This window comes from Bacillus sp. FSL R5-0560 (assembly GCF_037966305.1).
In the GTDB taxonomy this organism is placed as follows: domain Bacteria; phylum Bacillota; class Bacilli; order Bacillales; family Bacillaceae; genus Bacillus; species Bacillus mojavensis.
The window spans coordinates 3,921,968-3,936,218 of sequence record NZ_CP150195.1 but is presented as its reverse complement, the minus strand read 5'-3'; the positions used below and the strand labels follow the sequence as shown (position 1 = coordinate 3,936,218).

14 protein-coding genes are annotated in these 14,251 nt (G+C 45.8%); 8 read left to right on the top strand and 6 right to left on the bottom strand.

All coding sequences use genetic code 11. From position 1 onward, the window contains the following. Positions 1–368 precede the first annotated feature (368 nt). Positions 369–2,306: a S8 family serine peptidase gene (locus tag NST56_RS20560; protein ID WP_339178842.1), complete on the bottom strand. Its 1,938-nt coding sequence runs from the start codon at positions 2,304–2,306 to the stop codon at positions 369–371. Between the two features lie 226 nt (positions 2,307–2,532). Here NST56_RS20560 and celB point away from each other — a divergent pair, with 226 nt between their 5' ends. Together celB and NST56_RS20550 are read left to right on the top strand one after the other, a co-directional pair. Continuing rightward, positions 2,533–3,867: a PTS cellobiose transporter subunit IIC gene (celB, locus tag NST56_RS20555; RefSeq protein ID WP_339178840.1), complete on the top strand. Its 1,335-nt coding sequence runs from the start codon at positions 2,533–2,535 to the stop codon at positions 3,865–3,867. 87 nt (positions 3,868–3,954) lie between these two features. Beyond that, positions 3,955–4,632 carry a DUF2711 family protein gene (locus NST56_RS20550; protein ID WP_339178838.1) on the top strand — a complete coding sequence of 226 codons (678 nt, stop codon included), beginning with the start codon at positions 3,955–3,957 and terminating at the stop codon, positions 4,630–4,632. A gap of 38 nt (positions 4,633–4,670) precedes the next feature. Here the strand turns inward: NST56_RS20550 and glxA are convergent, their stop codons facing one another. Beyond that, positions 4,671–5,051 carry a glyoxalase GlxA gene (gene glxA / locus NST56_RS20545; RefSeq protein ID WP_010332375.1) on the bottom strand — a complete coding sequence of 127 codons (381 nt, stop codon included), beginning with the start codon at positions 5,049–5,051 and terminating at the stop codon, positions 4,671–4,673. A 121-nt stretch (positions 5,052–5,172) separates the two neighbouring features. On the opposite strand from glxA, the gene NST56_RS20540 reads away from it, so the two are divergent. Next, positions 5,173–6,360, top strand: a complete 1,188-nt coding sequence (locus tag NST56_RS20540; protein ID WP_339178836.1) for a class I SAM-dependent rRNA methyltransferase — start codon at positions 5,173–5,175, stop codon at positions 6,358–6,360. 34 nt (positions 6,361–6,394) lie between these two features. On the opposite strand, the gene NST56_RS20535 is transcribed toward NST56_RS20540, so the two are convergent. The 4 genes from NST56_RS20535 to NST56_RS20520 form a co-directional block, all read right to left on the bottom strand. Further along, complete coding sequence (locus tag NST56_RS20535) at positions 6,395–6,592, bottom strand: YwbE family protein (protein WP_010332373.1); 198 nt, start codon at positions 6,590–6,592, stop codon at positions 6,395–6,397. A gap of 34 nt (positions 6,593–6,626) precedes the next feature. Further along, positions 6,627–7,829 (bottom strand): major facilitator superfamily domain-containing protein 6, encoded by a 1,203-nt coding sequence (locus NST56_RS20530; RefSeq protein ID WP_229148517.1) that lies wholly within the window; start codon positions 7,827–7,829, stop codon positions 6,627–6,629. Between the two features lie 106 nt (positions 7,830–7,935). Beyond that, positions 7,936–8,613, bottom strand: coding sequence for a CidB/LrgB family autolysis modulator (locus tag NST56_RS20525; RefSeq protein WP_010332371.1), 678 nt, complete (start codon positions 8,611–8,613; stop codon positions 7,936–7,938). Then, positions 8,595–8,981, bottom strand: a complete 387-nt coding sequence (locus NST56_RS20520; RefSeq protein WP_003227375.1) for a CidA/LrgA family holin-like protein — start codon at positions 8,979–8,981, stop codon at positions 8,595–8,597. The genes NST56_RS20525 and NST56_RS20520 overlap by 19 nt, the downstream gene beginning before the upstream one ends. Before the next feature lie 105 nt (positions 8,982–9,086). Here NST56_RS20520 and NST56_RS20515 point away from each other — a divergent pair, with 105 nt between their 5' ends. The 5 genes from NST56_RS20515 (at position 9,087) to efeO (ending at position 14,241) form a co-directional block, all read left to right on the top strand. Continuing rightward, positions 9,087–9,995, top strand: a complete 909-nt coding sequence (locus NST56_RS20515) for a LysR family transcriptional regulator (RefSeq protein WP_268444687.1) — start codon at positions 9,087–9,089, stop codon at positions 9,993–9,995. Between the two features lie 7 nt (positions 9,996–10,002). Continuing rightward, positions 10,003–10,821, top strand: a complete 819-nt coding sequence (gene thiM / locus NST56_RS20510) for a hydroxyethylthiazole kinase (RefSeq protein WP_339178832.1) — start codon at positions 10,003–10,005, stop codon at positions 10,819–10,821. Continuing rightward, positions 10,818–11,486 carry a thiamine phosphate synthase gene (thiE, locus tag NST56_RS20505; protein WP_168749060.1) on the top strand — a complete coding sequence of 223 codons (669 nt, stop codon included), beginning with the start codon at positions 10,818–10,820 and terminating at the stop codon, positions 11,484–11,486. The genes thiM and thiE overlap by 4 nt, the downstream gene beginning before the upstream one ends. Positions 11,487–11,641: 155 nt before the next feature. Next, positions 11,642–13,087, top strand: coding sequence for an FTR1 family protein (locus tag NST56_RS20500; RefSeq protein WP_339182330.1), 1,446 nt, complete (start codon positions 11,642–11,644; stop codon positions 13,085–13,087). Next, a complete protein-coding gene (efeO, locus tag NST56_RS20495) occupies positions 13,084–14,241 on the top strand; it encodes an iron uptake system protein EfeO (protein WP_339178829.1) in 1,158 nt (385 codons plus the stop codon). Before NST56_RS20500 ends, efeO begins: the two co-directional genes overlap by 4 nt. Positions 14,242–14,251: the final 10 nt, after the last annotated feature.

The following is a 14,251-nucleotide window of genomic DNA, read 5'->3' as shown; positions in this document are numbered from 1 at the left end:
AAAGTGAGAAAAACTATAAATCATGCAGAGCCATCAAAAAATGCCCTCGTCGGGTGACGGGGCATTACGAAACATATAAAGCAGAAATGTCCATGGCACCGTTACGAGCCCAACACGAAAAGAAGAGTTAAAATACCTTTCTTTTTCTAGGCACTAATACTCCCTTTGCATCGTTGGGTCTTGCCTGCTTGCCAGTCACAATCCCGCATTATGCAGTTGATATCTGTAATAACGTTCATTTTATGCTGTTCACAGCAGGATAGCAATAGTATGAAAAGCCTGTGAAACAAATGGGAAAAAGGTTGCGTACACAATGTAACAGATGAAAAAACCTTTAAGACGAGCATTACGCCTTAAAGGTTTTTCAATTATTTCTTCGGCTTAACGGCGTTCAGCCGTTTTTGCAGCTTTGTTTTTTCATGGGATGTTTTTAATTGATTTACTGCGGACTGAGCGGCTGTTTTTGATTTTTTTGTCTTGTCTTTTTCCGCTTTTTTCACTTTGGCTTTGGCTGTTTCGACTTTCTTGGCTTCAGCTGCCGCCACTTTTTTCTTCACTTTATCTAACCGTTTTTGCAATGACGTTTTGTCTTTTCCGGACTGAAGTTCATTGACGGCTTTTTGGGCTTTTGCCGCGTTTGCGTCAGTTGATTTCTTTTCCGCTGCGGCGACTGATTGCTGCGCCTTTTTTACATTGCTGCTTTTCACTTTGTTGAGACGCTTCTGCAGGGACGTTTTTTCTGAGCCTGCCGGAAGCTTGCTGACTGCCGATTGAGCGCTGCTGACATCTGTTTTCTTTTTGCTTTTTTCCGCTTTGGCGACTTTGTCCTTTGCTTGCTTTGATGCGATATAGCGCTTGACCTGATCTAAGCGTTTTTGCAGGTTCTTTTTATCCGTACCGTTCGGCAGTTTGTTGATTGCGGCTTGTGCTGTATCAACGGTTTGCTTGGTTTTATACTTTTCTGCCTTTGCCACTTTGTCCTTCGCGTCTTTTACATTTCTGTATGCCTGAACGTTATCTAGTCTTTTTTGCAAAGCTTTTTTTGCGTTGGAATCTGGCAGCTGGCTGACGAGCTTTCTCGCTTTGTCAATATCGGCTTGTGCCTTTGTCTGTTCAGCTTTTTTGACCGCTTGCTCAGCAGCCGCGTACGCTTTATCTGCCTGCTGGGCTTTATACTGGATCAGGCCATAGCCGAATTGCTGATCGCGCCCCATCATTCCGAGATCAACGATGTTTTTCTGCATGAGGGCGCGAAGCTGCACGTTCGTGTTACCAGGATCACGCTGTTTTAATAAAGCAAACATGGCAGCGGCGTGCGGTGTCGCTTGGGATGTGCCGCTTCCCGTCGCGTAATATTGATGTAAATACGTGCTCGTGATGTCTGTTCCCGGTGCTGAAAATTCAACTTCATTTCCTGTTGTCGAAAAGGATGCGAGCTGATTGTGTTGATCTGTTGCTGACACTGCAACGACACTGCTGTATGCCGCAGGGTAATTTACTGGCTTTCCGTTTCCGTCATTTCCGCTTGCGGCAACGAGCAGTACGCCTTTTTCATATGCTTTGTCCATGGCGTCATGAAGAATCTGGCTGTCTGAAGACGTGCCAAGGCTCATATTGACGATATCCATCCCATTCGCTATCGACCAGTCGATCCCTTTGAGAAGGCCTTGAAGATCTCCCGAGCCGTTCTGATCAAGCGCTTTAACCGCATATATTTGTGCTTCCGGTGCGACGCCGTCAATTCCGTAGCCGTTATGCTTAGCGCCGATAATCCCGGCGACATGCGTTCCGTGGCCGTTATCGTCTTTGTAAGAAGAGGTGTAACTGACAGCTGAGTACCCGCCGGAAATCGACAGGTCGTCGTGGGGGGAGATCCCGCTGTCGATGACAGCGATTTTGACGTTTTTCCCTGTCAGCCCTTCCTTCCAAGCTTGTTTGACCTGAATCGGTTCAAGGTTCCATTGTTCGAAGTTGTCAGAGGTGTCGGCGTCCTCTGACAGTATTTTGAGGTCTGTATTGTCCGCTGCGGTGAACGTGACATTGTTTTCGACATACAAAATATCAGGGTCCTGTTTGAATTCTTTTACTGTCTTTTGATCTGCTTTGACCGCTACCGCCGGAAGATGCTTATACTGCTGCTCAACCTCAGCATCACTGTCTAGTACAGTTTCTTTGCCGTCTTTGTTTTTATAGACCACAATGATTTCATTCTGGCTGCTGTTTTCTGCATGTGCAAGTGGCCCTAGGGCGAGAAAACTGAAAAACAGAGTGGCTGATACAACAAGTTTGCAAAACGTGTTTTTCATAGTTCTTCTCCTTTTTCTATGATGTTTGATATATATATCGGAGGATAATGTGATTTTGATAGTAAGAAGGAAAAATTTTTTCATTGATAGGATGGCTCAGAAGAATTCAGATTTTTTCCGCAGGAAGAGGAAATTTTCCACATGAATTTGTAAGCGTTTTCAAAATAAGATAAAGAAAACATTGCAAAGGTTGTTCACAAAGCAATGAGAAAAGGGGGCTTTTCAGATGAGCGCGTTCACTCGGGTGATGGAAGAAAAAATCATGCCTGTCGCTGGGAAAATTGCCGGACAGCGGCATCTCAGCGCATTGCGTGACGGAATTGTTTTGACCATGCCGCTGATTATTATCGGTTCAGTCTTTTTGATTTTAACCAGCCTGCCGATTCCCGGTTATGCTGATTTTATGGCAAGTGTGTTTGGAGAACAGTGGGCGGATAAGCTCGGCTATCCTGTCAATGCTTCATTCGATATTATGGCAATGATTGCGGCTTTCGGGATCGCCTATCGTCTGGCGGAAAGCTACGGTGTTGATGCGCTGTCGGCCGGAGCGATTTCAATTGCAGCCTTCTTATTGGCAACGCCGTTTGAGGTGCCTTTTACGCCGGATGGCTCAACAGAATCAATCATGGTCGGAGGCGGAATTCCCATCACATTGCTCGGCAGCAAGGGACTGTTTGTCGCCATGATCATCGCCTTGTTTTCAACTGAAGTCTATCGGTACATCATTCAAAAAAATATTGTGTTTAACATGCCTGATGGCGTGCCGCCGGCAGTAAGCAAATCATTTGTCGCGCTGATTCCCGGCTTTATCATCGTATTTCTTATATGGCTGGCGCGTCTTTTGGTTGAAATGACGCCTTTTGAAAGCCTGCACAATGTCGTCGGAGACCTGCTCGGCACACCGCTTTCCATCCTTGGCGGTAGCCTCGGCGGGAGTCTGATTGCTGAATTCGTGCAAATGCTGCTTTGGTCGTGCGGCATTCACGGCGCTTCGATCATCGGCGGTATTATGGCGCCGATTTGGTATGGCGCCATGGATGCAAACCGTCTCGCGTTTCAAGCGGGCGAGGCGCTGCCGAGTATTTTTACGACTCAGTTTTTTCAAATTTGGATTAATGTCGGCGGAAGCGGGGCGACGCTGGCACTTGTACTCACTATGCTTGTGCGGTCCCGGAGCAAACAGATGAAGCAGCTCGGCCGCTTAGGCATCGGGCCCGCGCTCTTTAACATCAACGAGCCGATCATTTTCGGCATGCCGATTGTGATGAACCCGCTCCTTATCGTTCCGTTCATTATAGCCCCGCTCCTCACCATTACCGCCACTTATATTGGCATGAGCACCGGACTGGTGGCAAGGCCCGCCGGGATTGCCGTGCCATGGACCATGCCGCCGATCATTTCAGGGTACCTGGCGACAGGCGGAAAAGTATCGGGCGCCGTCATGCAGCTGGTGAACCTGCTCATTACATGTGCTCTCTACTATCCGTTTTTTAGAATTTGGGATCATCAAAAATGGAAGGAAGAGAGTGCGGTTGAATCCGGGGATAAAAATATGTCTTGATGTAATGTTATAGATCATCAGCTGTTAAAGGGCTGATGATCTTCTTTCAACTATAGGTGAATGTTAGAATATGTAAAGGAGGTACGCATGCTAGAATACATATGGTTAGATGACGAATCACCAATCTTAAAACAACTACCAGTTGAATATACATCAGCTGCTATTTTATTTTCTCCTTTTATTCAAATGCCGGAAGGGTGGGAAAAAGCTAAGAGAAAAAATGAGTATGAGCATATTTATCCGAATGATCAAGAAGTAAGAGAAAAAGGAAAAGCAGTTACATGGAAAGAAATCATGTCTTCATGCGGATTCCAAACACATGCAGAGCTGGGGCTGGCTTTGAAGACATCGATATTTGCTTTAAGGGATGAGTACGCGAGAGAGGATTTAGCTGAACGTTTACATGCGAACTTAAAAGGAGATCTCTTTTATCCTAGTGAGGACCATATTTCAAATTTTCATATTCCCGGTTTGGTAAAAGTGCTTCGTTACAACGGGTCCAATCGGTTTTATTACTCAGAACCAATTGTGGAAAACAGCGGCTTTCTGGACACAACTGAGGCTAACTTGCGGATGGTTCTTGATGAAGCCGCCGCAGAGCTCATGTTGACTGATGAGAAAATGGATTTTGTGTTTATGAGTGTATACGACTCATTCATAAATGTTTTTCTTGCGAAAGATGAAAAGATTCATGACATGGTTCAGGGTATGGGCTGGGAAGCCATGTTTTGCGATGAATCAACGTATATCAGTTGGTATAGATAAACAAAGAACGTACATGAAAAATGTACGTTCTTTGATTTTTACCGCTGAAAGAACTCAATCCACTCGCCGTCAGGGCCTTCGATATAAAAATAACGATACCCGTTTGGAAGTGTTGTAATCTCTTCGTCGATAAATTTCGCATTCATTCTTTCCGCTTTTGTATATTCGGCCGCGATGTCATCAGTCAGCAGGGCAATGTGATGCACTTTACCTTCGGCGGGAAGCTCGCTGCTGTAGCCTTGAATCAGTTCGATTTCTGTTTCCGGACCATCTTCAAAGCCAAGAAAAGCAAGCTCGATAATACCGTTCGTATGAGTGATGCGGTCTTTCAATTTCATGCCGAGAACCTCTTCATAAAATGAAATAGACGCGTTAATATCTCTTACCATAATGCCTGTATGGTCAATTCGTTTTGCCATGCTGTTCCTCCTAGAAACTCTTTTTGTCTATCGTAGAAAAACCTTTCCTTTCTGTCAATGCAGACATCTTGGCGTTTTGTGGTACGATAAGAAAAAGCAAACAGAAAGAGGACGAACATATATGAAGCTACTCACCCTAAAGAAAGCACACGCTGCAAAAATCAAAAAAGGCTATCCGCTCATCGAAAAGGAAGCCCTCACCGGCAGTGCGGGGCACGTCAAAGAAGGCGACCTCGTTGATGTCATGTCTGAAAGCGGCGAGTTTCTCGCAAGGGGCTATTACGGCCTGCAAAATAAAGGGGTCGGCTGGACGCTCACACGCAATAAAAATGAACATATCGACCAAACATTTTTCCTCAGCAAATTAACAAAAGCGGTACAAGCGCGTGCAAGTCTTTTCGCGGCGCCTGATACAACGGCTTTCCGAATCTTCAACGGGGAGGGCGACGGCATCGGCGGCGTCACTGTTGATTATTATGACGGGTACCTGCTGCTCCAATGGTACAGCAAAGGCATTTACACCTTTAAAGAAACGCTGATTGCCGCTCTGGATGAACTGGATATTGAATATAAAGCGATTTACGAAAAGAAACGCTTCGATACGGCTGGACAATATGTCGAGGATGATGACTTCGTGAAGGGAGAAAGAGGCGAGTTCCCGCTCATCATTCAAGAAAACGGGATACAATACGCGGTTGATTTAAACGAAGGCGCTATGACAGGCATCTTTTTAGATCAAAGACATGTGCGCAAAGCGATCAGAGACCGCTATGCCAGTGGAAAAAACGTCTTAAACACGTTTTCTTATACAGGTGCGTTCTCAGTGGCGGCAGCGCTTGGCGGAGCGGAGAAAACAACAAGCGTGGACGTGGCAAATCGAAGCCTGGCCAAAACGATCGAGCAATTCAGCGTGAACAAGCTGGATTACGAGGCGCACGATATTAAAGTGATGGATGTTTTTAAATACTTCTCATATGCGGCGAAAAAGGATCTGCGCTTTGATCTAATTGTTCTCGACCCGCCATCCTTTGCCCGCACAAAAAAACGCACCTTCAGCGCGGCCAAGGATTATAAAAATCTGCTGAAGGAAACGATCGCCATTACAGCCGACAAGGGCATCATTGTCGCCTCTACAAACAGCAGCGCCTTCGGAATGAAGAAATTCAAAGGCTTTATCGATGCCGCGTTCAAAGAAACAAATGAAAGCTATACGATTATAGAGGAATTTACATTGCCGGAGGACTTCAAAACGATATCGGCATATCCAGAAGGCAATTACTTAAAAGTTGTCTTTCTGCAGAAAAAATAAAAAGAGAAAAGCTGCCCGGTTCAGGGGCAGCTTTTTATGTAGAAATGATCTGCTGGACGCGTCCGATACGGCCATCTTCAAGACGGACTTTAATGCCGTGCGGATGATAGCTAGATTTCGTTAAAATATCCTTCACTGTACCTCGCGTCAGTTTTCCTGTTTTTTGATCCGCTTTCAATACAATATCGACCTGTAATCCTTTAGAAATGCTGCTCCGTTCTTGCCCGTTCATAGCACACTTCCTTCCTTTTTATTCATTATAGTCGTTATGGTTTAAAAGTAACAGCCGTCTGATGAAGCGAATGCTTATTTTTTTCTGCTTTTATTAAATATAATGTCAGCCCTGCGCCTGCTATGCTAAGAATGGCGAAGAGCAGATAGACTGCGAAAATGGAAACGTAGTCAAAAATGTATCCGCCAACAAACGTACAGAACCAGTTGCCGAATCCGTTGCCGATGGCGGCGTACATGGTTAGCGCTGTCGCCTCCACGTGGCTTGGGGTAATTTTTTTGACGTATTGCAGCGCCGCCGGAATAAATAAACCAATGGAAACGCCCTGGAGACATACCGTCGCATAAATAATCCATAACGAAGGCTCTGTGAAGTAAAGCATCCATCTGAATAATGAAACGCCGCCTGACAGCATAATGACAGTGAGCAATCCCATTTTATCTATGAATTTCTGTGCAAACCTCATAAACGGAATCTCTGAGATCACTCCGATAAAAAATAAAAGGCCAATGGCGGAAAGAGACGCGCCGCTTTTGTCGAGAAACAGACTGAAGTATGTATTGTTCGCTAAATTTGGTGCAAATGACGTAAAGGTGATGATCATAAAGATGAGGAAAGGTTTGTTGCTGATCAGCTCCCGGAACCCTTTGCGGATATTGATCTTTGTTTTGGTTTTCTGCTGTCCCGGCATTTGTGAGGCCAATATGGCTGCCATGCACAGAAAGGCACAGCCAAAGATAAAAATGACGTGAATGGGGTACAGCTGATTCGTCACCTGTCCCATGACAAACACCGCAATGCCGAAGCCGAGAGAACCAAACAGGCGGATTCCGCCGTAGTTTCCGTTTGTTTGTTGTGTGTAGCGTAAAGAAATGCTGTCTGACAATGGAATGATAGTGCTCTGAAAGGCTGCAAAACAGGCCGCAACCAGAATAAACAGCGGAAAGCTTTCAAATAAGATATAGCCGAGCCCGATTACACCCGTTACTGATGTGCAAACCGCAAGCAGGCTTTTTGTTTTTTGCGTATAATCGCTCAGCATACCCCAAAACGGCTGGAAAAAGATCATCACAATCGGGCCGAGTGACATAATCAAGCCGACTTGTGAGCCGCTTACATGCTGTTCCTTTGTTAAATACATGCTGAGCAGCGGAATGATACTGCCTGTGCCCAGGAAAGCAAACAAATAAAATCCTTTTAACGCTGCGTAGTGCCGTTTCACCTGCAAGTTGTGCATGGGGGTGCCTCCTTTGGTATCCACAAATTACATTATATTGTAATTTCTCAGCTTTTCAATGGAAGGAGACATAAAAAAAAACTGCCCTTGCCAGGACAGTTTTTTCTTACATAAATGAAAGTAAAAACGGCGCCGCGCAAAGCGTCATAATCGCAGCTAAGATCATCGACACACTGGAAATCGTGCCGGACACAGAGCTGAGCTCAAATGCTTTAGACGTTCCCGCTCCATGTGCGCTTGTGCCGAGAAGCACGCCTCGCGCAATTTCGTTATCAATGCGGAAATAGCGGATGACTATCGGGCCGATGACGGTGCCGAACAAAGCGGTCAAAATGACAAATATGGCTGTGACCGCAGGCATTCCGCCAATCATTTCAGATACGTTCATGGCGATCGGCGTTGTCACTGATCTTGGAACGAGGCTGTCAATCAAGCCAGTTCCGAGGTGAAGCCATTTCGCAATAAGAGCTGTAGAAATAATCGCGATGCATGAGCCGAAGGCGACGTTCAAAATAATTTCCACTGCGTATTTCTTTAAAACAGGGAAATATTTATAAAGCGGGATCGCAAATGCCACGGTAGCCGGCTGAAGCATATCGGTCAGCACTTCACCGCCGAGATTATATGTCTCGTACGGGACATTCACCAGCAGCAGCAGACCGACTAACACAGCGGGCGTCACCAATAGCGGCGACGTATAGACTCGCGGAAAACGCGAATATACTTTTTTTGCTCCTAAATACACCAAAACCGTTAATAACAAACTTACAATTCCGATGAACACGTATGTTTTTTCTCCTTTCTTTTTGCAATAAGTTGTGTAAGCGTTCCTGTGGACACCATCACGACAAACGTGCTGATGATGACAACAAGCAAAATGCTGACACCGAATTTTGACATAATGTCTCCGTATTCAATCACTCCGACGGCAGACGGGATAAAAAATAAAAGCAGCTCCCCAAGAAGCCACGCCGCGCCAAGCTCTATCCATTCAAGCTTGATGATGTTAAAGTGTAATAATGTGAAAAGAATCACAATCCCAATTATACTGCCGGGAATATTTATATGAAGAAGGGCTGTCACCCAATTGATCAGCCGAGCGAATATAAATAACAGAGCGATTTGAATAACGGTAAGCAACAGTTTTTTCATTTTGATGCCTCCCTTATATTCATATTGTACATGAGGTTACGCTATAGGTAAAATATATATTAAGCATAATAAGTATTCCTTTTGTCTATAGAAAGGGTGAAACAAATGGACATTCGCCATTTAACATATTTTCTGGAGGTCGCCCGTCTGAAAAGTTTTACGAAGGCGTCTCAATCACTTTATGTTTCTCAGCCGACGATATCGAAAATGATCAAAAATTTAGAAGCGGAGCTTGGGATCGAGCTTTTTTACCGAAATGGCAGGCAGGTGGAGCTGACGGACGCCGGTCATAGCATGTATGTACAGGCGCAGGAAATTATTAAATCATTTCAAAACCTGACATCCGAGTTAAATGATATTATGGAGGTCAAGAAAGGGCATGTGCGAATCGGGCTGCCGCCGATGATCGGATCAGGATTTTTCCCGCGAGTGCTCGGCGATTTTCGGGAAAATTATCCGAATGTGACCTTTCAGCTCGTTGAGGACGGCTCTATCAAAGTCCAAGAAGGCGTTGGAGACGGTTCTCTTGACATTGGCGTTGTTGTTCTTCCCGCAAACGAAGACATTTTTCATTCATTTACGATCGTAAAAGAAACATTAATGCTTGTCGTACACCCTTCCCACCGGCTGGCGGGTGAGAAAGAGAGCCGATTACAGGATTTGAAGGAAGAGCCTTTTATTTTCTTCAGGGAGGATTTTGTTCTCCATAATCGAATTATGATGGAATGTATCAAGGCCGGATTCAGACCTCATATCATTTACGAAACCTCACAATGGGATTTTATCAGTGAGATGGTGTCAGCCAACCTGGGGATCGGACTTTTGCCGGAACGCATATGTCTCGGCCTTGACCCGGAAAAGGTCAAAGTCATTCCGCTTGTCGATCCGGTCATCCCTTGGCATCTTGCGATTATATGGAGAAAGGACCGCTATTTGTCCTTTGCGGCAAGAGCCTGGCTTGAACATACGAAATCGTATTTATGGGATCCGAAAAAAAGAGAGAGTAAAGGATGATGCTAACATGGATGCACAATCAGCAGCAAAACGACTAACAGCCGTCCGGAAGCATAGCCCTCTGGTGCACAGCATAACAAACAATGTGGTGACGAATTTTACAGCGAACGGTCTGCTCGCCCTCGGGGCATCTCCCGTAATGGCTTATGCGAAAGAAGAGGTTGCCGATATGGCGAAAATCGCGGGCGCGCTCATTTTAAATATTGGAACGCTAAGCAAGGAAACCGTCGAAGCTATGATCATTGCGGGTAAATCAGCGAATGAACATGGCGTACCCGTCATTCTTGATCCCGTGGGGGCTGGTGCCACACCGTTCCGCACTGAATCGGCGCGTGAGATTATACGTGAGGTGCGCCTCTCTGCAATCAGAGGAAATGCCGCTGAAATTGCACATACCGTGGGTGTTGCGGATTGGATGATTAAAGGAGTCGATGCCGGTGAAGGCGGAGGCGACACTGTCCGTCTGGCTCAACAGGCGGCGCAAAAACTGAACACGGTCATTGCGATTACTGGGGAAGTCGACGTAATTGCCGACGCATCTAACGTATACACTCTTCATAACGGCCACAAGCTGCTGACGAAGGTGACAGGCGCCGGATGTCTTCTGACTTCAGTAGTCGGTGCGTTTTGTGCAGTGGAAAAAAATCCGTTATTCGCTGCCATCGCTGCGATTTCCTCATATAGTGTTGCGGCTCAGCTTGCCGCGCAGCAGACAGCTGACAAAGGTCCGGGGAGCTTTCAGATTGAATTGCTGAACAAGCTGTCTTCTGTCTCTGAACAAGATGTATCAGAGTTAGCGACAATAGAAAGGGTGACAGTCTCATGACACGTATTTCTCGGGAAATGATGAAAGAGCTATTATCTGTTTACTTTATTATGGGTTCAAACAATACAAAAGCCGATCCTCTGGCAGTTGTACAAAACGCATTAAAAGGCGGTGCCACTCTGTACCAGTTTCGCGAAAAGGGCGAAGGCGCACTGACAGGGGAGGAACGGATTGACTTCGCCGCAAAGGTTCAGGCGGCATGCCGTGAAGCCGGAGTCCCTTTCATTGTCAATGATGATGTGGAGCTGGCACTGAAGCTGAAGGCAGACGGTGTGCACATCGGCCAAGAGGATGCGAAAGCAAAAGAGGTACGCGACGCCATTGGCGATATGATCCTTGGCGTGTCCGCCCATACGATGTCTGAGGTAAAGCAAGCCGAGGAAGATGGAGCAGATTATGTCGGTCTCGGGCCGATCTACCCGACGGAAACGAAAAAGGATACAAGAGCTGTGCAGGGTGTGTCTCTCATTGAAGCGGTGAGACGTCAAGGCATCAGCATCCCGATTGTCGGCATCGGCGGTATCACAATAGAAAATGCCGGTCCTGTAATTGAAGCGGGGGCTGACGGTGTCAGTATGATCAGCGCTATCAGTCTGACGGAAGATCCGGAAGAAGCCGCACGCAAATTTTACGATGTTATTCACACATATAAGACCGGCCGATAACCCGATTTTGCTTTCAAGAGGCTGTCCTGTAAAGGGCAGCCTTTTTGCTGTTTTGCCAAGGTTTTCAGACCTTCAAATTTTCATTGACAAAGATCGGGAACTGGCTATGATTATGATATATAATGATAATCATTTTCAATTATAGGAGGAACATGATGGCTCGGGTGCTGGCACTTATATTACTCAGCTTGTTGATATTTTTCGGTTCAGCGGCGCATGCGGAAAATGATCCAATTGCTTCCCTGCTTGAATTAAACAAGCAAATGATTAAATCAGTACAAGATGGAGATATAGAGTCCGCACAGCAAACATTTGAGACCTTCAAAACGGTGTGGAAAAAGGAAGAACCATCTATTAAGAAGGAAAATCTTTCTTCCCACAGCAAAATGGACTCGAATATCGCTATGATTTCTCTTTCTTTCATTAATCAAGACGCGAACAAACTCGAAACACAGCTTGAAGAGCTTTCTTCTCACTTAGAAACCTACCAGCAGGCTGTTGTGCTGAAAAAGACATCCTCGGGTCAATCAAGGACGTCCTTAACAGCCTATATTCAAAGCTTAAAAGAAACAAAACAATTGATAGAAAAAGACCAGCTGGATGAGGCGTCAGCCGCTATCGACAACTTAATCACATCTTGGCTGGCCGTAGAAGGAGACGTCGTATCCCAATCCAAAGAAGCCTATACCACATCGGAGGAAAATCTGGCACTCATGAAGGCTGAAATCGGCAGCCATCCCGATGAGGTATTAAAGCAAATTGACGAAATGATTCAATTGCTTGAGCCGATTGCTTCGAGCAGCTACAGCTGGTGGGACGCGGCATTGATCCCAATTCGAGAAGGAATGGAGGCGCTGCTTGTCATCGGGGCGCTTTTGACCATGACAAAAAAAGCCCGTGTCACCCGTTCTTCTGCTTGGATCTGGGGCGGCGCGTCAGCCGGCATGTTTGTTTCCTTAGCAGCCGGAATCGGCGTCACCCTCCTGTTCTCCTCGAAGGTATTCGGAGAAAACAATTTCTTGCTAGGCGGAATCACCGGTGTGCTGTCCGCTGTCATGCTTTTGTATGTCGGGGTGTGGCTGCATAGGAACGCCTCGATGGACAAGTGGAGAGAAAAAATCAATATCCAGAAATCACAGGCGCTGAAAAAACGAAGCCTGCTTTCCTTTGCGCTCATTGCATTTCTGGCAGTCGTGAGGGAGGGGCTCGAAACAGTCATCTTTTTCATCGGCCTTGTTGGAAAGCTCTCTCTCCCTGAGCTGATCGGCGGGACAGCCGCGGGCCTTGTCGTTCTCATCATTGTCGGTATTCTTATGATAAAGCTCGGAATGCGTATTCCATTGAAGCCGTTTTTTCTGCTGTCAATGGCGGTTGTCCTGTATATGTGCGTGAAATTTCTTGGAACAGGCGTTCACAGCCTGCAACTCGCGGGGATTCTTCCGTCTGACGCAGAAAGCTGGCTTCCGTCTGTATCCGTTCTCGGAATCTACCCGTCCGTGTACAGTACGATTCCGCAATTGCTAATTTTACTATTTTTACTGATTGCGCTTGTCTCAGAAGCGGCAAAACATTTTACAAATGGAAAGGAACTGACAAAATGAATATCACAAAGATTGCTGTAACAGCCGGATGCATCCTTGCACTGTGTGCAGGATGCGGAGCCAATGACACTTCGTCAACTAAAGAAAAAGCTTCATCTGAAAAAAGCGGAGTAAGCAAAGAGATCACGGCTTCGGTCAATAAAATGGAGAACATGATTTCCGAGCTGAATGAATCAGCAGAAAAAGCCAATCAAAAAGAGATTCAAAAGAAGGGGAAAGAATTAAACAGCTACTGGCTTTCTTTTGAAAATGATATTCGCAGCGACTATCCGTTCGAATACACAGAAATCGAAAAGCACCTTCAGCCTATCTATACAGAAGCGCAAAAAGCCAAACCGAATACAGACAAAATCAAGACAGAATCCGAGTCACTGAAAGCGTCCTTAGAAGACCTGACAGAAGCGAAGAAGAGCAGCAAAAAGGCAAGCGATCAGCTGGCAAAAGCGGCAGATGAATATAAAGAATACGTCAAAGAGCAGAGTGATGAGCTTGTGAAGGCGACTGAAGCATTTACAGCTGCCGTGAAGGCCGGCGATATTGAAAAATCAAAGACGTTATATGCGAAAGCGCGTGTCTATTACGAGAGAATTGAACCGATTGCGGAAAGCCTCGGAGATCTTGACCCGAAAATTGATGCCCGTGAAAACGATGTAGAAGAAGGGGACAAGTGGACAGGGTTCCACAAGCTTGAGAAAGCCATTTGGAAGGATAAACATATTTCCGGGGAAAAGGCGACGGCTGACCAGCTTGTCAAGGATGTAAAAGAGCTTGATGGTTCGATTGAATCATTGACATTAACGCCAGAACAAATTGTGGCGGGTGCGATGGAGCTTCTGAACGAAGCAGGTATTTCTAAAATTACGGGTGAAGAGGAGCGCTACTCACGAATCGATTTAGTCGATCTTATGGCAAATGTTGAAGGCTCTGAGGCCGTGTATCAAACTGTGAAAAGCGCGCTCGTAAAAGACCACTCTGACCTGACGGAAAAGCTGGATACCGAATTCAGTGAATTTGAAGTTTTAATGGCAAAATACAAAACAAATGATCAGGCCTATACGTCTTATGATAAATTAAGTGAAGATCAAATCAGAGAGCTGAGCACAAAGCTGACGACTCTTTCTGAAACCATGTCGAAGATTGCGAATGTGCTATAAAAGGAGTTTT

What these genes read in the sequence shown, in the direction of transcription:
- NST56_RS20530 (WP_229148517.1), bottom strand. Translation starts at nt 7,829, where the DNA reads ATGCACAACTTGCAGGTGAAACGGCACTACGCAGCGTTAAAAGGATTT.
- NST56_RS20540 (WP_339178836.1), top strand. Translation starts at nt 5,173, where the DNA reads ATGAAGCTACTCACCCTAAAGAAAGCACACGCTGCAAAAATCAAAAAA.
- glxA (WP_010332375.1), bottom strand. Translation starts at nt 5,051, where the DNA reads ATGGCAAAACGAATTGACCATACAGGCATTATGGTAAGAGATATTAAC.
- NST56_RS20550 (WP_339178838.1), top strand. Translation starts at nt 3,955, where the DNA reads ATGCTAGAATACATATGGTTAGATGACGAATCACCAATCTTAAAACAA.
- celB (WP_339178840.1), top strand. Translation starts at nt 2,533, where the DNA reads ATGAGCGCGTTCACTCGGGTGATGGAAGAAAAAATCATGCCTGTCGCT.
- NST56_RS20520 (WP_003227375.1), bottom strand. Translation starts at nt 8,981, where the DNA reads ATGAAAAAACTGTTGCTTACCGTTATTCAAATCGCTCTGTTATTTATA.
- thiM (WP_339178832.1), top strand. Translation starts at nt 10,003, where the DNA reads ATGGATGCACAATCAGCAGCAAAACGACTAACAGCCGTCCGGAAGCAT.
- NST56_RS20500 (WP_339182330.1), top strand. Translation starts at nt 11,642, where the DNA reads ATGGCTCGGGTGCTGGCACTTATATTACTCAGCTTGTTGATATTTTTC.
- efeO (WP_339178829.1), top strand. Translation starts at nt 13,084, where the DNA reads ATGAATATCACAAAGATTGCTGTAACAGCCGGATGCATCCTTGCACTG.
- NST56_RS20560 (WP_339178842.1), bottom strand. Translation starts at nt 2,306, where the DNA reads ATGAAAAACACGTTTTGCAAACTTGTTGTATCAGCCACTCTGTTTTTC.
- thiE (WP_168749060.1), top strand. Translation starts at nt 10,818, where the DNA reads ATGACACGTATTTCTCGGGAAATGATGAAAGAGCTATTATCTGTTTAC.
- NST56_RS20515 (WP_268444687.1), top strand. Translation starts at nt 9,087, where the DNA reads ATGGACATTCGCCATTTAACATATTTTCTGGAGGTCGCCCGTCTGAAA.
- NST56_RS20535 (WP_010332373.1), bottom strand. Translation starts at nt 6,592, where the DNA reads ATGAACGGGCAAGAACGGAGCAGCATTTCTAAAGGATTACAGGTCGAT.